This window comes from Shewanella denitrificans OS217, assembly GCF_000013765.1.
In the GTDB taxonomy this organism is placed as follows: Bacteria; Pseudomonadota; Gammaproteobacteria; order Enterobacterales; family Shewanellaceae; genus Shewanella; species Shewanella denitrificans.
In genome coordinates this window covers 1,854,543-1,873,309 of record NC_007954.1, presented here as the reverse complement: position 1 = coordinate 1,873,309, position 18,767 = coordinate 1,854,543, and the positions used below count along the sequence as shown (strand labels likewise).

Annotated in this window: 13 protein-coding genes and 1 pseudogene; 8 read left to right on the top strand and 6 right to left on the bottom strand. The window is 44.1% G+C overall.

Going from position 1 to position 18,767, the window contains the following annotated elements:
- Positions 1-11 precede the first annotated feature (11 nt).
- Positions 12-231, top strand: a pseudogene (locus SDEN_RS20215) (transposase); the annotation flags it as partial.
- Between the two features lie 384 nt (positions 232-615).
- A complete protein-coding gene (locus SDEN_RS08395) occupies positions 616-1,542 on the top strand; it encodes a hypothetical protein (RefSeq protein ID WP_041405735.1) in 927 nt (308 codons plus the stop codon).
- Positions 1,543-1,909: 367 nt separating this feature from the next.
- Here the strand turns inward: SDEN_RS08395 and SDEN_RS08390 are convergent, their stop codons facing one another.
- From SDEN_RS08390 to pheS, 6 genes are all read right to left on the bottom strand, one after another.
- A complete protein-coding gene (locus tag SDEN_RS08390; protein ID WP_011496049.1) occupies positions 1,910-2,296 on the bottom strand; it encodes a hypothetical protein in 387 nt (128 codons plus the stop codon).
- Positions 2,297-2,344: 48 nt separating this feature from the next.
- A complete protein-coding gene (locus tag SDEN_RS08385) occupies positions 2,345-3,268 on the bottom strand; it encodes a mechanosensitive ion channel family protein (RefSeq protein WP_011496048.1) in 924 nt (307 codons plus the stop codon).
- 78 nt (positions 3,269-3,346) lie between these two features.
- Complete coding sequence (lpxM, locus tag SDEN_RS08380) at positions 3,347-4,282, bottom strand: lauroyl-Kdo(2)-lipid IV(A) myristoyltransferase (RefSeq protein WP_011496047.1); 936 nt, start codon at positions 4,280-4,282, stop codon at positions 3,347-3,349.
- 146 nt (positions 4,283-4,428) lie between these two features.
- Positions 4,429-4,728 carry an integration host factor subunit alpha gene (gene ihfA / locus SDEN_RS08375; protein WP_011496046.1) on the bottom strand — a complete coding sequence of 100 codons (300 nt, stop codon included), beginning with the start codon at positions 4,726-4,728 and terminating at the stop codon, positions 4,429-4,431.
- Positions 4,729-4,731: 3 nt separating this feature from the next.
- Positions 4,732-7,119 (bottom strand): phenylalanine--tRNA ligase subunit beta, encoded by a 2,388-nt coding sequence (pheT, locus tag SDEN_RS08370; protein ID WP_011496045.1) that lies wholly within the window; start codon positions 7,117-7,119, stop codon positions 4,732-4,734.
- A gap of 15 nt (positions 7,120-7,134) precedes the next feature.
- Positions 7,135-8,118 carry a phenylalanine--tRNA ligase subunit alpha gene (gene pheS, locus SDEN_RS08365; RefSeq protein WP_011496044.1) on the bottom strand — a complete coding sequence of 328 codons (984 nt, stop codon included), beginning with the start codon at positions 8,116-8,118 and terminating at the stop codon, positions 7,135-7,137.
- Positions 8,119-8,578: 460 nt separating this feature from the next.
- On the opposite strand from pheS, the gene SDEN_RS08360 reads away from it, so the two are divergent.
- From SDEN_RS08360 to SDEN_RS08335, 6 genes are all read left to right on the top strand, one after another.
- On the top strand, positions 8,579-10,081 hold the full coding sequence (locus SDEN_RS08360; protein ID WP_011496043.1) for a methyl-accepting chemotaxis protein: 1,503 nt from the start codon (positions 8,579-8,581) through the stop codon (positions 10,079-10,081).
- Positions 10,082-10,625: 544 nt separating this feature from the next.
- Positions 10,626-12,242, top strand: a complete 1,617-nt coding sequence (locus tag SDEN_RS08355; RefSeq protein ID WP_011496042.1) for a methyl-accepting chemotaxis protein — start codon at positions 10,626-10,628, stop codon at positions 12,240-12,242.
- Between the two features lie 82 nt (positions 12,243-12,324).
- A complete protein-coding gene (locus tag SDEN_RS08350; RefSeq protein WP_011496041.1) occupies positions 12,325-13,569 on the top strand; it encodes a hypothetical protein in 1,245 nt (414 codons plus the stop codon).
- A 15-nt stretch (positions 13,570-13,584) separates the two neighbouring features.
- The gene (locus SDEN_RS08345) at positions 13,585-13,983 is read left to right on the top strand and encodes a hypothetical protein (RefSeq protein ID WP_011496040.1); all 399 of its coding nucleotides are present in this window, start codon (positions 13,585-13,587) and stop codon (positions 13,981-13,983) included.
- A gap of 234 nt (positions 13,984-14,217) precedes the next feature.
- Complete coding sequence (locus SDEN_RS08340) at positions 14,218-16,398, top strand: M3 family metallopeptidase (protein WP_011496039.1); 2,181 nt, start codon at positions 14,218-14,220, stop codon at positions 16,396-16,398.
- Between the two features lie 246 nt (positions 16,399-16,644).
- Positions 16,645-18,708, top strand: coding sequence for a bifunctional 2',3'-cyclic-nucleotide 2'-phosphodiesterase/3'-nucleotidase (locus SDEN_RS08335; protein WP_011496038.1), 2,064 nt, complete (start codon positions 16,645-16,647; stop codon positions 18,706-18,708).
- Positions 18,709-18,767 lie beyond the last annotated feature (59 nt).

The window sequence follows — 18,767 nt, the reverse complement described above, 5'->3', positions numbered from 1 at the left end:
GCAATTTAAACATTGGTAATGAACGTCAACATCAGCCCAAAGGTATCGCGTTTGCATTGAAAGATTATCTTGAACTGGTTAATGATACCGGACGCATTATTCGCGACGACAAGCGGGGCGCTATTTCATGGCCCTGTGGGCACACTACAAGAACTCACAAACTATTGTGAACATCTAGAAAAACGCCGACGACACTTCTCGAGTTGTTGTCAGCACTTAAAAGCGGGTTAATCTTAAACTTCTTTTAATAACAATTCATTCCCAGTCACCCTAACAATCCAATGGGTTGGCACATTTCGGCTTGAAATCACTATTTCTTAATGAAATCAGTGCATTTAATCAATTAGCTCCTTCAAATTCATCTCATATTGATCTTCTAGCAGTGAAGCTCCTTAATCCTTCTTGAGCGCATATCGAAAGTGCATTATGTTATTATTTTATAATGGCTGGCCAGATTCATCTTCATTGAGGCATAAATACAGCACAAAAATCATCGACATCACAAAATACATCCACTAAATTATCCATAAGCCCTCTGCGTGATTGGTTCCTTCTTAGTCGAAAGAACTGATCACTAAAGAGGGCGATTAGTTCAGTTTTTATCCCGAGTTGAACTTGTTTAATCAATTCCATCTTATTAAAAAGGTAGCTTTAGTTGTGAAAAATTTTAAAAATATTCTTTCCTCGGTTGTTTTAATTAGTATTTTTAAAACTTCTTTGTCATTTGGATTTGCTGCATCATGTGATTGCGAAGGTGAAAAAGGTTATATATGGGTAAATGATCGTGATAGAAACCCAAGGGATGGTGGGTGCGTTGGTCCAGGAGCCTATGTCATCGAAAGTACATTTATTTCACAAGACTCTAAAGTATGCGGAAGTGCTGTCATTAAAGGTCGAACAGTTATTAATGGTGCATCCATTATTACTGGTGAAGCTCGTGTTTCATCGAGTGATATTTACAATGGCGCATACCTAGATAAAGGCGTGTATGACTCTACTGAAGTTAATGGTGCTGGCGCCGTTAAAAGTATAAAAATCAATCATGCAGCTCAATCTATTTTAGAACTAACAAATGTTGGGGGAACTTTAAATGATACTGTTTTTGGATATGGAATTTATAGTTCATCAAGTTCGTCTGCTGATGGCAAAGAGATCGACTGTGAACATTATAAAAAGAGAGAGGTTCTTTGGGAGGATGGATATTGTAGAGTTGTTATAAAAGAACGTAAGGTTTGGGAAAGTGTTAAGTATGGTGATTGCAAGTTAAAAGTTATTTATAACTATGCTACCGATGTAATTGGTGATTCAGGCAGAGTCCTTGAGTCAAGAAAATCAGCAAGATACGGTGATGAGATAGATTTCAAGAGACTCGATTTGAATAATTACCAAGTAAACAATATTGATGATTATAATTTCTTTTTAGCAAAAAAATCACCTTATGAAAGTATTCGTTCTTCAGCAATTGGTTCATACAAAACAGATCGAAATGCATTTAGTGATTATTGGGAAAACTTGGAAACGTTAGTTAAAAACTGCCATTAAATTTGTCTTTGATGCAAGACTAATCAATAAACAATATAGGTTGATATTATTAAACAACCAGGGCAACCACATGAGTGTTTAAATTTCATTCAGATTCAATCCTGAACTGCTTAAAACTTTTTCGGCATAGACTCTAAAAAAGCCGTAAGGATGATAAGGAAAGTAGAAGCACATATCCATCAGGGCCAGAGGTAACCTCGAAAGTAGATTGCATAGTGTCAAACGAGGGTGTTCATAATTCTGCACCGGGTGAGTCAAGCGCTCAGAGGCCTTCAATATACCCGCATTAAGCCTTGGACTAACACCTCACTCACAGGTGGCACCCATGGTCAAATTTGGGCAATGTCGAGTTAACAAAGGCTGATTTTCAACGACGTTCAAGCCTTCTGCTCCAACTGCCGTTATCTTGGTGCTGACAGTTTTCCTCTGTGTCAAACACCAGGGGTACGGCTTTATTGGGTTTAATGCCTACGCTCACAAGTTGCTGCTTCACTAAAGCCTGTAGCCCAGCGGTAGCGTGAGAGTCCGCGTTGAAGGCGCGTAACTCTTGATTCGTATCAAACACGCACACTAGACTCAAACTGTCTGGGAAACGCTGGAAATTAACCTTATGCGTGAGCCAGCTAAACCCTGGGTATTGAGTCTTAGCCTGCTCACACACTAGTGTCAGGGCGTCAATAAGCTGCGCCTCTAATTTTTTATCGGTTTTACGCATAACGGTTACCACCACTATGCCGACCTGATAGCAGCACATTTGCGTTCATATTCACGCTGATACTAGCACTAACAATAACACTGACTATCATAAATCCGCTTTAGGCTGAGCCGCTTGTTGAGGGGCTGTTTGATTGTTCCCTGTCGCTTGGCTTGCATTGGTAATGGTTAAGTTACCGTCTAAATGCACATCGCGCTGCGGGAAGGCTATGGAGATATTGTTTTCATTAAACAGTTCATACATGCGAAAACGTATTTCACTGCGACGGCGACGGATATCAGTTTCTGATACTGCGCTAACCCAAAACACCGCATCGAAAATCAGCGCGTTATCACCAAAATCTTCAAAAAATACCGAGGCTGGCGGAATTTCTAAAATGTCATCACGCTCGTTAAGCACTTGAAAGATTAATTCACGAACCTGAAGTGCATCTGAGCCATAAGCCACACCGACACGCACAAATGAGCGGGCATTTTGATCGATTAAGGTCCAGTTGGTGACGGTATTTTCCAGTAACTGACTATTCGGCACCAGCATGTGCACGCCATCATTGCGGCGAATTAAGGTTGAACGGGTGTTGATGCTTTCCACCACGCCGCGAGCATCACCCACTTCAAGAAAGTCGCCAATGCGTATGGGGCGCTCCCACATCAAGATCCAACCACTGATAAAGTTATTAATAATGTTCTGGGCACCAAAACCCACACCAATGGCGATAGCACCGGACACGAAGGCAAAGGCCGTTAAGGGGATATTTAAAATCTCCATGCTGGTGACCACAAGTATAGCTATAGTCAGCACTAAGTAGACCCGAGAAAAGAAGTGGATAGCATCAGCACTGACATTACGAGCCCGCAGTCCTCGCTTGATTAACTTGCCTATGTGACCCACGATAAACCAGGCCATTAAGATATAAAAAGGCACCTGCAGGATTTGTAGTAAGGTAATTGGGCGGCCGTCATAGGTGTACACCACAAAAGCCAATGCTTCTAATATCGAATCTAAGCTCATTGTTTATCCTTGTTATCTTTGTTGTTATTGCTATTGTTATTATCAACTGACAACTGTCATTTTTACTGCAACAGTAAATCAGTACAATGCCGGCTCACCTTGTGGACGAGTCTTCAGCAGTTTTAAGAACCACATATATTGCTCAGGGTAAGCGAGGATAACTTGCTCTACCACCTGGTTTAAGGCCAGTGCTTCGTTATCTTTGCCCTTCATGGTTTCAGGGTCAATAGCGGGCATCACGGTTAAATTAAAGTGGCGCGCCTGTTGATCGTAACCAATCTTCACCGGCAGCACTTGGGCATTGCCCGCGGTGGCTAAGCGGCCCACCACAGGCAAGGTCGCCTTAGTGGTGCCAAGGAATGGCGCGAACACACTTTGCTCTGGCCCTAAGTCTTCATCGGGCAAATAAAAGAAACTGTTGTCTTGTTTAAGTTCAGATAAGAGGGCACGAATACCGGCTTCGCGCATATAAACTCTGCCCTCTTGAGTGCTGCGTAATCTATTGCTAAACCAGTTAAACAAGGGGTTTCTGTGGGCTTTGGCCATTGTCACCATGGGGATCTCATGGTTAAGCCTAAGGCCGGCATATTCAAGGGGCCACACATGAGGCATGATGAAGATGATGGGCTGCTTGCCTTCCCTCGCCTGCTTAACGTGTTCAAAGCCATGCAGTTTAACCCGGCGACGTAAATGTTTATCACCGCGAAACAATAACTCCGCCTGAGAGAGTATGGTGATAGCGAAATTATCCACATTGAGTTTAATGAGCGCATTGACTTCCTCCTCAGTCATGTGAGGGAAGCATTGGCTGATATTGATTTTTGCCACGGCGAGTGGCTTCTTCGCTACCCGCATAACCAGCTTAGCTAAGCTTCTGGCGATAGGGTCTCTGAGCCAAGCGGGCATGATACCAAAAATAAATAATAGCCCTATCACCAACCAGGTTGGCCAGTGCTTGGGATGCAATAGCGATAACGTAAAACGAGTATCAAAATGTTTTGCTTGTCGTGACAAAAGTGAACCTCAACAAGGGGATTAGGGGGATAAGTCTACATGGATGGTAGACAGTAACCAATTTGTATTAAACAACAAAAAGCCACTCTTAAAGAGTGGCTTTTTGCCGACTCAATTCAATGGATGAACTGAGCGAACCTGCGAAATTATTTCTTGCCAGAGTTTGCAGCTTCCACTCTAGCCTTCAGCTTCTGACCGGGACGGAATGTTACCACTCGGCGTGCTGAAATCGGAATATCTTCACCTGTTTTTGGGTTCCTTCCCGGTCTCTGATTCTTGTCCCTAAGGTCAAAGTTGCCAAAGCCAGATAACTTGACCTGCTCACCACTTTCGAGCGCTTCACGAATCTCTTCGAAGAACGACTCAACCATCTCTTTGGCAACGCGCTTGTTTAAGCCTAATGTTTCAAAAAGATGTTCTGCCATTTCGGCTTTGGTAAGTGCCATACTTTAATCCCTCAACAATGCGTTGAACTCGGTCTTAAGTGCAGAAACTACTGAATCAACTGTTTCAGTAATGTCTTTTTCTTCAAGTGTACGAGTAGTGTCTTGTAGTGTAAGTGCTATCGCTAGGCTCTTCTTGCCAAGTTCAACACCTTTACCTGTGTATACATCGAATAAGTTTAAGCCAACCAACTGATTTTCGCCAACTTTTCTTATCAAATTCATCACATCGCTTGCTGCTATGCTCTCATCGACTACGACAGCTATGTCACGACGATTTGCAGGAAACTTAGATACAGTCTGGGCTAGCGGCAAATTAGACTGTAATAATGCGTCTAATTCGAGCTCAAAAACAAAGGTTTTACCGTTTAAGCCAAAAGGCTTTTCTAAACTTGGATGTATAGCACCAATATAGCCGATAACTCGATTATTTCTTAATATTTCAGCACATTGCCCAGGATGCATAGCAGAATGCGTTGCTCCTTTAAAACTAAATTCAGAAGCGGCAACTGTCAAGCCAATCATGGCCTCTAAATCACCTTTTAAGTCAAAAAAATCAACTGTCTTGGATTCCATCGACCAATGTTCGTCGTTTTGAACCCCAGAGATCACAGCGCCAATCATGGCTTGCTGCCTAACACCCGCTTCTGCAGTAGCATCAGGAATAAAACGCAAACCCGTCTCAAATAAACGCACTCTGCCCTGTTGACGGCTCTGGTTATAACCCACGGCGCCCAAAAGACCGGTGAACATAGACAAACGCATTGCCGACATTTCAATGGAAATTGGGTTAGGCAACACCATAGCCTCAAGGCCTGGGTGCACTAAATTTTGCATTTTGGGATCAACAAAGCTGTAAGTCACCGCTTCTTGGAAACCACGGGCCACTAACAAGCTGCGTACGCGCTTAAGATCGATGTCAGCTTCTTTATGATCAGACATCTTAAGTGCGGCTTGTGGTGCAATATTGGGGATATTGTCATAACCGTAAATGCGGGCGACTTCTTCGATTAAATCTTCTTCGATAGCCATATCGAAACGATAAGTCGCGGTTGTCACGCGCCAAGTGTCACCATTGGCACTGACACTAAAGCCTAAGCGTTCTAAAATCTCCACCACATCGGTATCAGGAATATGATGCCCTAAGGTGTTATCAAGCTTACTGCGACGTAACGTCAGCTGTGCAGGCTTAGGCAAATATTCAGCAGATACCGCTTCAATCACTTGACCGGCTTCACCGCCACAAATGTCTAATACCAGACGAGTCGCCCTGTCCATCACCTTGTGTTGAAGCTCTGGGTCGACGCCACGTTCAAACCTGTGTGACGCGTCTGTGTGTAAGCCTAAGCGGCGAGATTTACCCATGATGGCAAGGGGTGAGAAGAAGGCACACTCTAACAAGATGTCTTGGGTGGTGTCGCTCACCCCTGTGGCTTCACCGCCAAATACGCCCGCCAGAGCAACAGCTTGGTTATCATCGGCAATCACTAAGGTGTCATTTGGCACTGTGATTTCGTTACCATCCAACAGCTTGAGCTTCTCAACACCATCGGCTAAACGCACTGTAATGCCGCCATTTAAGGTGTTTAAATCGAAGGCATGCATAGGTTGACCAAATTCAATCAACACAAAATTGGTGATATCGACGATGGCATCGATTGAGCGTATACCACTGCGACGCAATTTCTCTTGCATCCAGCTAGGCGTTGGCGCTGCTACATTGATATTTTTGACCACACGGCCTAAATAACGCGGGCAAAGCTCAGGGGTTTTCACTTCAATGCTAAACGGCGCATCTATGCTGGCGCTCACCGCTTCCCAGCTTGGGGCGGTCACGCTTTGACGATTTAACACACCCACTTCACGGGCAAGGCCCACCATGCCTAAGCAATCGGCGCGGTTAGCGGTTAAATCTACATCTATGATGGCATCATCAAGATCTAAGAATTCACGCACGCTGACGCCAAGTGGCGCATCTTGGGGTAATTCAATAATGCCATCGCTTTCGATGTCGATGCCAAGCTCTGTAAATGAACACAACATGCCCATAGACGGCTGACCGCGTAGCTTGGCTTTTTTGATTTTAAAATCGCCAGGCAATACCGCGCCCACCATGGCAACGGCCACTTTAAGGCCTAAACGGCAATTAGGTGCACCACACACTATGTCGATAAGCTCATCACTGCCAACATTGATTTTGGTAACTTGAAGTTTGTCCGCATCAGGGTGCTGACCACATTCAACCACTTCACCTATGATAACGCCGCTGAATGCTGCAGCGACGGGATCGACGCCATCGACTTCGAGGCCAGCCATGGTAATTTGGTGTGATAATTCGTCACGGCTTATTGCAGGATTGACCCACTCACGAAGCCAAGATTCACTAAATTTCATCTGATTATTGCTCCGTTATTTGAATTGCTTAAGAAAACGTAAATCGTTTTCGAAGAAGGCACGTAAGTCATTGACGCCATAACGCAACATGGTTAAACGCTCAACGCCCATACCAAAAGCAAAACCAGAATATTTCTCAGGATCTATGCCCACGCTGCGTAGCACATTTGGGTGCACCATGCCGCAGCCTAGCACTTCAAGCCATTTGCCATTTTTACCCATCACATCCACTTCAGCCGAAGGCTCAGTAAACGGGAAGTAAGAAGGACGGAAGCGCACTTGTAAGTCTTCTTCGAAGAAATTACGTAAAAAATCATGCAATATGCCTTTAAGCTCGGCAAAATTAACATTCTCAGCCACCATTAAGCCTTCAACCTGATGGAACATAGGCGTATGAGTTTGGTCATAATCGTTACGGTAAACACGGCCTGGAGAAATAATCCGCAATGGCGGTTTCTCGTGTTCCATGGTACGAATTTGTACCCCTGAGGTTTGCGTACGCAGCATCACCTTAGGATTGAAATAGAAGGTGTCATGATCGGCGCGCGCTGGGTGATGCTCAGAAATATTCAAGGCATCGAAATTATGAAAATCATCTTCGATTTCTGGCCCTTGCTTAACCACGAAGCCTAATTCACCAAAGAAGGTCTCAATGCGTTCTATGGTGCGAGTCACAGGATGCAAACCGCCAAGTTCAAGGGTACGGCCCGGCAGAGTGACATCGATTTTTTCGGCAATCAATTTTGCCTCTAACTCACTCGCTTTTAGACCATCGATACGCTCTGATAAGGTCTGTTGCACGGCCTGTTTGGCTTGGTTGACGGCTTGACCGAAGGCAGGTTTTTCTTCTGCACTTAGGCTTCCCATCATTTTCATCATGTCAGTGATCTTACCTTTCTTGCCTAGGTAATCGACACGGATATCATCCAATGCCTTTAGATCACTGGCGTTAGCAACTTCTGCTAAAGCTTGCGCTACGATCTCGGTTAACTGCTGCATGTTATCATCCACTGCATTTTCGCATTTATCTGCGATTAGGCGTCAAACCTAAGGCTGACGACGGAGGCGTTGAATGGGTCAGAGGTGCTTGACTATCAACGCTTAGGTTAAAATAAAAGAGACAAATTTTACGTTAGCAAGAGAAAATATACTAGGCTTAATTGTGGTTTTTATCGGTGAAATGGCGGTATTTATCAAGGTTATACCCACGAGGTGATTCATAAATCACCTTGTTGCTTTAGCAAAATATGAAACCATAAATATTCTGGCTACGCCGAATGCCATTATCTTATGTCAAATCCATTGAGTATCGAACAATAAATCGGCAAACGAGTCACCTTTGCCAGCATTGTCGCTAAAGTTAGCTATATTCAACCCGATATACTCCCCAGGACAGATTGAAATAAGCATAATAATCGCCAGGGAATCTCAATAGGCAAGTAACACTGAGGGTTTTCCAATGAAAGAAGTCAAGTTTAGATGGATAGATCAATATCTTATTCATATGACACTTAAGACCAAATTTGCCATTCTTGCCGTAGTGCCCATGTTGATGATCATAGGGCTCACCCTGTTACTCAATAGCCAACACCAAGCACAATCTCTCAAACATAGCCTTGAACAACAAAGCCAGTTTGTTGAACACATTAACACCCTCGTGAGTCAGCAACAGGCTGGAGTCACTGAAGACGCGCGCCAAAAGCTTAACCTGCAAGTTGCAGCACAAACCCAAGTGAGTCACCTCAATCAATTAGACACTAAGCTTCAATCCCTCGCACAGAAAAATGGCGGCACAGACATAAGCCGTGATACCGCTTTTATAGTAAGTTCAGTGAGTGAACAAGGCTTAGTCACTGTGAGTCGCCTGCCCTTAAGCCAATTAACCAGCACGGACAATAATCTGCTCGCTTATGGGGCCATGACGGCCTTGCTAATCATATTGGCTATGTTTAGTTATTACATTTCAAGCTTTGTTGGCGGTGCCCTATACACGACAGTGATGGCACTTAAGCGGGCAGCCGATGGCGACCTTGTTAGTCGACTTAATTTTTTTGAAGTGAAAGATGAGTTCAGTATTCTTGCCATCAGCATAGATACCTTAGTGGACAGGCAGCACAAGCTGGTTAAACAAATTTCCCAAGCCACTGAACAAATTAGACAGGTGGTGCAATCTTTTAGAAGCACGGCGCAGCAAGGGCAGTCCATGGCCGTAAATCAAAGGCAGCATCTTGATTCTTTAGCCACCGCCATGGAACAAATGACAGCCGCCGTGAAAGAAGTCGCCCGCAACGCAGAGCAATCCTCCACTGAAACCCAGGAAGCCAATCAGCAAGTGGCCGCCGGCTCAAAAGACATAGAAACGACCGTGGGTGCCATCGATCTCTTGTCTAAAGAGATAGGCCAAGCCTCAGATGCGGTGAACGTGTTAAACGAGAATGCCAGTAAAATTGATGCTGTGGTTACGACGATTAATTCGATTTCAGAGCAAACTAACCTGCTGGCCTTAAACGCTGCCATTGAAGCGGCCCGAGCGGGTGAGCAAGGGCGAGGCTTTGCCGTCGTTGCCGATGAAGTGCGTACCTTGGCTGGACGCACCCAAGCGGCAACCGTTGAAATTAAAAGCATGATTGAAGCTCTGCAATCAGGTACCCGAAGCCTGACTCAGGTGATGTCGCGCACGGTAGAGCAAGCCGAGGAAGGTAAAAAGCACGTACTGAAAACCGGCCAAGACTTAGCCACCATAGCCCACCACAGTGGCAAAGTATTCGAAATGAGTGTGCTTATTGCCACCTCGGCGGACGAGCAGTCCTCGGTTGCCAATGAAATTGCTGGCAACTTAATGGAAATCCGCAACCAATCTCACAATGTAGAGCAGTCAGCCAATCACACTGTCTCTGGCTGTGATGAATTGCACGCCACTGCAGAGCAATTAGATTCATTACTGCTGGGGCTTAAACTGTGAAGGTAAATCATACGGCCAATTAATCGAGTTTATAAATAAAAAGAAGCAACAAAAAATCAAATAAACACCAACGGCTATCAATTTCATTACAAATTAGTTCAATTAACACTGTGCTAATTGAACTGATACTGAACTGAATGATTTATTTTCATGTCGATTGTGAGTCGCTCATGAGTTTTGAAACTTTAATATCAGCATGAGTTAGTTTTAAATTTACTCACACGATGCAGGACCACAAAACCCATGCTTGAAACATGGATTATTTGAGGCCAATAATAAAACCCTTGGCTTTTCTATTAATGAGAACGAGTATCAAGTAGCTGATTAATAATAAATCACTTCACAAAAACACCTATAACCACTGGCTAAAAACTCAATCATAAACACCAGTAAGCAACTGTTTACGCATGATTTTAAAGTAGAACTAACATATAGCTAAATATTTTTGTGAAAAGTGGGACTTTTCATCCATAAGCAATTTCGCATAAACATTTTTATATGGTAAAATTCGAGCCTGTTTTCTATTTACATATTAAGAACACATATGAAGTTAACCAGTTTAAAAATAAAGCATAGAATTGCTTTACTCACTCTTGTTGCTATCACTTCGTTCGTTATATCACTTTTTATTAACAAACAAAGTGTGCAACAAAATGCTGAACGCTTAAATGGACTTCAAACTCAACTCTATCCAGTATTAGAATTGGCCACTCAAAACGAGGGCTTGCTATTACAACTGGATCAACATATTCAAACGGCAGTCACCACAGGCGAAGAAGATTCCTTGGATACCGTAGATGCCATAGTGATTAATATCAACAGCAACCTTAACAAAGTCGTTGAATTGACCCCTGAGCATAGTCAAGAAATCGTTCAAATTAAATCGCAATTATCAATTTATCATCAGAATGCAAAAATTTTAGTGGCGGAATTTTTAAAAGATGATGTCGATTTTGATAAAGTGAAGCGCCAAGCGGCAGATAATGCCGAACGTTATAATCAGTTAGTGATTAAATTTAAGCAGAAAAAACAATTATTTTCTGAACAATTTAAAGCCAGCATTGAAAATACCTTAGCCAATTCAGAAAGTGCAGGAACATCTATGTTAATCATAGGGTTAACAGCATCACTGATACTGATCGTGGCGGGTTTACTGGTCAATTCCTCTATCATTTTAACCTTAAATAATGTCACTGATTCACTGCGTAACATCTCTGAAGGTGAAGGCGATCTTCGCGCTAGGATCCATTACGAAGGTAAAGATGAAATTGCCGTACTAGTGCATTGGTTCAATCAATTCGTGTCTAAGTTACAAGCCTCGATTGCCGAGACCAAGTCCACCACTGAGAGCTTAAGCCTAGTCTCCAAGTCACTCTTAAGTAGCAGCAATAACAGTGAGCAGACTGTGGCGGAACAAAATGCGGCCATAGAACAAATCTCACATGCCATGCGTGAGATGTTTATCAGTGTTGGCCACGTGGCAGAATTTGCCGCCAATGGTGCAGCAGAAGCTGAACAAGCCAATAACGATGCCAAGGCTGGCCAAGCCATTGTTGCTTCCGCAGTCAATACCATTGAGAAGTTATCTCAGGAAGTGAAAACCACAGCGGTCGTTGTCAATCAGCTGGATGCCTTTACCAGTAATGTTAACGATATTCTCGATACCATTCGCGGCATTGCCGACCAAACCAACCTGTTGGCATTAAATGCGGCCATTGAAGCGGCTCGTGCCGGTGAACAAGGTCGAGGCTTTGCGGTCGTCGCCGATGAAGTGCGTACGCTCGCATCCCGCACCCAAGCCTCGACTCAGGAAATTCAACAAGTGTTGCAAGAGTTGCGCTCAACCTCTAAAGAAGCAGTTGAAGCCATGCAACGGGGCATAATTACGGCAAATGACGGGGTAAAATCGACCGCTTTAGCCGGGGATGCCCTCACAGGGATCACCTTGAAGGTCAGTGCTATTAATCAAGTCAATGAACAAATTGCCGCAGCCACAGAGGAGCAACACAACACCTCTGAGCTCATTCAACAATACATTGCCGAGATTGAGAGTAATGCCCATAAAGTGAAGAATACCACCCAGGAAATGGGCGGAATTAGCTTTGACATTCAAAATATTAGTAAACGTCTACAATTAATCACAGATCAATTTAAAGTTTAGATTTCTTCAACTAAACTACCTTGGTTCTTTGATGCAATAAAATAAGCCTAAACGGCGAATGATGATGAACAGGAGCGATAAAATGAAGTTAATGTTAAAGACCCTTTCTTTAGCTGTAGCTTGTGCCCTAGCACCCACAACGCTAATGGCTGAACAAACCACTGAGCAAAAAATTGCCCAGCTAGAGCAGCAAGTAAAGGCATTGCAAAAACAGCAAACCGCCAGTCTCACTGATAAATTTCAGTTCAATGGCTTTGTTAGTGGTGCTTATATCAGTGCTGATAATGATGCCGGTTACAACGGCAGCGATAACAGCACCAATTTAAGTCAAGACAGCAAATTAGGTTTCCAAGGTACGTTCAGCATCAGCGATAACACCCAAGCCGTGTTGCAACTTATGATGCGCGGCGAATACGATTGGGAAGTGGAAGCCGAATGGGCTTACTTGTCCCATAAGTTTGACAATGGTGTGCAACTACGTGGTGGTAAGCTGCGTGTGCCTTTGTTCATGTATTCTGATTACTTAGACGTGGGCTATGCACAACCCTTCGCTCGTCCACCTGAAGAAGTTTACGGTAATATTCCATTTTCATCTTACACAGGTGCTGGCATCTCTTATGATGTCGAATACGATGAGTCGACCTTATCTATGCAAGCGTTTGGCGGCGAATCTGACGTTAAAAACACTAACGTTAACTTATCTAACCTGATGGGTGCCAACCTGAGTTGGACCGATGAAGTGTGGACATTACGCGGCGTATACGCCACGGCTGTGCTAGATGGTGACATCACCCGCACCAGTCAAGTGCCTATCGCTGTGCCACCAAGTTCACCGCCCACCTTTATGACGGTTGAAAGTGTGTTAATGACCCTAGATGATGCCAGAGGCGAATTCGTCGGTGTCGGCGCCAGTTATGACAACGGCGAAATGCTCGCCGTGTTTGAATGGACCCGCGTTGAAACTGAAGGTGCTTTCCCAGATAGTGATTCTGGCTACATCACCTTAGGTTATAGAATAAAAGCCTTCACCCCTTATGTGACGGTGGCATACATAGAAAGCCAAGATAATGACGAGCGTATGCCCGTTTCGGCGCAAACTGCATTGCAAAAAATCGTCTTTAACCAAGAGCGTACTGCCTATAGCTTAGGTTTACGTTGGGATGCACTGGATAACCTAGCGGTTAAATTCGACTTAACCTACGCTAATGAATTTGGTGACACAAGTGGTGGTCTAAGTGGAAACTCAGCAACATTTAACCCGCTCACTGGCGCGTTTATGTATGATGACACTTTAGTCTATACCGTTAAATTCGACGCTGTATTTTAATTAAGGAGCGATAAGATGAACAAGTTACTCTCTATTTTAGCGCTCAGTTTAAGTTGCGCCCTGTCTGCCAATGCTGCTGTGGTATTGATTGGTAACACGGGCGGCGCGGATTCGATTTCTGCCGCCGATGCCAAAAAGCTCTTTTTAGGCAAAGGCAGCTCGTCATCGGTACCCTACGAACTTGAAGAAGGCAATGCGACTCGCAGCGCCTTCCATTCTAGCGTAACGGGAAAGTCTGATTCCCAACTTAAAGCCTTCTGGTCTAAGCAAGTGTTTACCGGTAAAGGCAACCCGCCAGCATCGGTCAGCGGCGCAGCGGCGATGAAAGCGGCGATTGCTGCAGACCCTAATGGAGTTGGCTATATCGATGAAGCCGATCTTGATGGCACAGTAAAAGTGATTCTAAAGCCATAATTTTATTAATAACTTTAAAATCATTGGTTTATACTCACAAAAGAGCCAGCTGTTAGCTGGCTCTTTTTTTGTTACAAACAGACACGATTCAATCCCCCATAGGTCTAAAAACCTTGCTAAAATGCCCCGCTGACGGCAGTTTTTTATTTCCAGCCGTACTGATATTTATATTAACAAACAGAATATTCATAGCAGGCCAATAAAAGGCCGCATAATTTATTTGGGAGTCCACCTATGAAAGGCCTACGCCTTCGTCCGCTGTTTTCAGCCATGACATTGACCCTAGCGTTGAGCGCCTGCTCAGACAATAGCGATGCTCAAAACCAAACCAAGATAGCTGCAGCGCAAACTTCAGCGCAGATGATTGCTCAGCATGGGGATAATCCTTTCTTCAAGCAATATGGCACATTCCAAGAAATCCCCGATTTTGACAAGATAAAACCGGAGCATTATTTACCGGCATTTAAAGCTGGTATTGCCGCTCGTCAAGAAGAAATCATGGCGATAGTCAATAACCCAGAAGCACCAACATTCGCCAATACTATTGAAGCTATAGAGTTCTCTGGAGATTTGTTAACAGCAGTCGCCAGCGTGTTTTATAACTTAACCAGTGCTCACACCAATGATGAGTTACAAGCCATATCAAAAGATGTGTCGCCTATGCTGTCTTCATCCTCCGATGACATTTTCTTAAATGATGCCCTATTTCAAAAAGTGAAAAGCATCTACGACAATGCGGCAAACTTAGGCTTAAATGCCTCTGAAACGAAATTGCTAGAAGACACCTATAAATCCTTCACCCGAGGCGGCGCGAACTTAAGCCCAGAAGACAAGCAAACCTTGCGCAGCTTAAACGAGGAAATCGGCAAGTTAAACTTAGCCTTTGGTGACAATCTGTTGGCAGAAACCAATGCCTTTGAGTTAGTCATTGATAAAAAAGAAGATCTAGCTGGTTTACCTCAAAATGTCATCAGTACGGCAGCACAAACGGCCACTAAGCGTGGCCACGATGGAAAATGGGTATTTACCCCCCATAGACCTTCTATCACGCCGTTTTTAACCTATGCAGATAATCGTGACTTACGTGAAGTATTATTTAATGGCTATATTAATCAGGCCAATAACAATAATGAACACGATAATAAACTGATCTTAGCCCAAATTGCTTCCCTGCGAGCCCAGCGCGCTCAGTTAATGGGTTATCAATCCCACGCCCACTTTGTGCTAGAAGAGCGTACTGCCAAGACGCCTGAAAATGTCTATGCCCTGTTAAACAAAGTCTGGCCAGCAGCACTTAATCAGGCCAAGAGCGAAGTGGCTGTGATGCAGGAACTAATAGACAGCCAAGGGGGTAAGTTTAAGCTAGCGGCTTGGGATTGGGCCTATTATGCAGACAAAATCCGCGTTGCAAAATACAGCTTTAATGAACAAGACACACGCCCGTATTTTTCATTAGAAAATACCTTAAAAGGAGTGTTTTACACGGCAAATCGTCTTTATGGCGTCAGCCTCAAAGAACGCACTGACTTGCCAAAATACCACGAGGATGTGCGTACTTGGGAAGTTTTTGATAAAGAAGGTAAACTCATGGCCATCTTCATGGGGGATTACTTCGTCCGCGGCAGCAAGCGCGGTGGGGCTTGGATGAATGCCTATCGTGAACAGTACAAGATGAATGGCGTGGATTCGTTACCTATTATTGTCAATGTACTCAATTACCCAAAACCCAGTGGTAATGAGCCAGCCCTACTGACATTTGATGAAGCGAGTACCCTATTCCATGAATTTGGTCACGCTTTACATGGCATCTTGTCAAAGGTTAAATATCGTTCACAAGCTGGCACTTCCGTGCCCCGCGACTATGTGGAGTTTCCCTCACAGGTCATGGAAAATTGGATGACTCAGCCTGAAGTCTTGGCTCAATTTGCCACTCATTACCAAACCGGTGAAGTGATCCCAGAGGCCCTAGTCAAAAAAATCCAAGCTGCCAGCCAATTCAACCAAGGCTTTGCCACCGTTGAATATATGGCTGCGACCAAGCTTGATTTAGATTGGCACTCGCTTAATGATGATACAGTCCGTGATGCCGCCAAGTTTGAAGCCGATTCACTGGCTAACATGGGATTAATCGACGAAATCGTGCCCCGCTATCGCAGCACCTATTTCTCGCACATCTTCAATGGCGGATACTCTGCGGGTTACTACAGCTATCTTTGGTCGGATATTCTAGGCGCCGATGCCTTCGAAGCCTTTAAAGAGAATGGGATCTTTGATAAAGCCACAGCACAAGCCTTTAAAGACAATGTGTTGTCACAAGGTGGCAGCGCCGATCCTATGCTGCTGTACAAGCAGTTCCGCGGCAAAGAAGCCGGCATTGAACCCCTGCTTAAAAGCCGTGGTTTACTGCAAAAATAGTCTTGTCATTAGACAAGACTCTATACTGACACTCTCATAGTATAATTATTATCCAATATAAGCAGTCACTTAGGTGGCTGCTTTTTTTATCGCCAAAATCCAGTTAAGTGTTGGTTTATCACCCTATAAGCTTGCCGTTTGTCACATTAGTTAAGCTCAATATCGTTATAATCATCACGCCTAGGTCGAGATATGGGTCAAGCCTAGGCTGAAATAACACTAAATCAAAAATAGAAGAGAAATGCGATGTTGAATCAAAAAGTATTATCAGTAGTAATCGCAAGTTTACTTAGTGCAACAGCTTGTACCTCCGAAGATAAGGTAGTAACAGTCACCATTCCCGAAGTCGATTTGCGGGTATTAGAAACCAGTGACTTACATGCCAACATCATGGACTTTAACTACTACAGTGGCAAAGAAGACAAAACTATAGGCCTTGCCCGTACAGCAAGCCTTATCCATGCTGCTCGTAAAGAAGTCAGCAACTCAGTGCTTGTGGACAATGGCGACCTTATCCAAGGTAGCCCTATGGGCGATTATGTTGCCAGCATAGGTCTTCAAAAAGGGGATGTTCACCCTGCCTACAAAGCCATGAACACCCTAGATTATGATGTGGGTAACATAGGCAACCATGAATTTAACTACGGCCTAGATTTTCTTGAAACCGCCATTGCAGGCGCCGAGTTCCCTTATATTAATGCCAACGTTATCTGTGCCGACAAGAGCGGTTGTTGGAACGGTATTCAATTTAGCGAGAACTTATTTACGCCCTTTATCATTAAAGATAAAGTCGTTATCGACACCGAAGGTAAAGAGCACACCATTAAAGTGGGTTACATCGGCTTTGTGCCACCACAAATTATGCTGTGGGATAAGCAAAACTTAACGGGCAAGGTCGATACTTTAGGTATTGTTCAAGCGGCGGAAAAGTTCGTTCCACAAATGAAAGCTCAAGGTGCTGATGTCATTATTGCCATCCCGCACTCAGGCATAGGCTCCAGTGAAAACCCTGGGGATCCATGGGCTGAAAATGCCACTTATGCACTCACCAATGTCGCGGGTATTGATGCCATTATGTTTGGCCACAGTCATTCTGTATTCCCAGATGATCGCTATCAAGCGCTAGCAAACACCGACGCCAGTAAGGGGTTACTTAACGGTATCCCAGCTGTTATGCCTGGTCGTTGGGGCGATAACTTAGGGGTCATCGATCTTAAGTTACGCAAAGAAAATGGCAAATGGGCGGTTATTCATAAAGAGTCCAGTTCAGCTGCAAGACCAATTTATGACCTCAAAAACAAGGTTGAGCTAGTGCAAGCCGATGACGCAATTCACGATGCCGTAAGTGCTGAGCATACAGGAACCTTAGCATATGTGGATCAACCCATAGGTGAAGCTGCCTCAGACATGTTCAGCTTCTTGACCTTAGTGCAGGATGATCCAACGGTACAAATCGTATCTGATGCACAAATCGCAGGTGTTAAAGCTAAGCTGCCTACTGAACTTAAAGGCATTCCTATTCTGTCAGCCGCGGCGCCATTTAAGACTGGTGGTCGTCACAGCACGTCAAGTGATGCCGATCAGTACGTTTTGGTGGATGCTGGCGCGCTAACCTATAAAAATGCGGCGGATTTATACCTCTACCCTAATACCATGGTTGCGGTTAAAGTCACAGGCGCAGAAGTGAAAAACTGGCTTGAATGTTCAGCCAACCAGTTCAATCAAATTGACCCTAACAGCACAGCGGTTCAATCCCTTATCAATTGGGATACCCACAGAACTTATAACTTTGATGTTATTGATGGCGTAACCTATAAAATTGATGTGACTCAAGCCAATAAGTTAGATGGCGATTGTAAAGTGGTTAATGCTGATGCGAACCGCATTGTGGATTTAACCTATAAATTCGACGATGGCCGTGAAATCACTGGTACTGAATTTTCAGCTCAAGAATTTATTGTCGCCACCAACAACTACCGTGCTTTTGGCGGTAAGTTTGCAGGTACAGGTCCAGATTTTGTGGTACTTGAACTCCCAGATGCTAACCGCGAAGCCCTAGCCGCCTATATCAGTGCAGAATCTAAATTCAACGCAGTCACAGGTAAGTATGATGGTAAAGTTGATCCAAGTGCCGATAATAACTGGGGCTTTAAAACCATTAACACCACCACAGCGCTAGACGTTCGTTTTGAGACCCAAAATAGCGAAAAAGCGGCAGGCTTTATTGCCAACAATAAGCAAAGAGACATGGTGAAAGTTGCCGTTGATGAGTTAGGTTTTGCTGTCTATAAAATCGATTTAACCAAGTAACGTTTTATAAACTACAAGTAACGATTAATTGCAATTTGCTAGTGGTTAGCGAACCATTA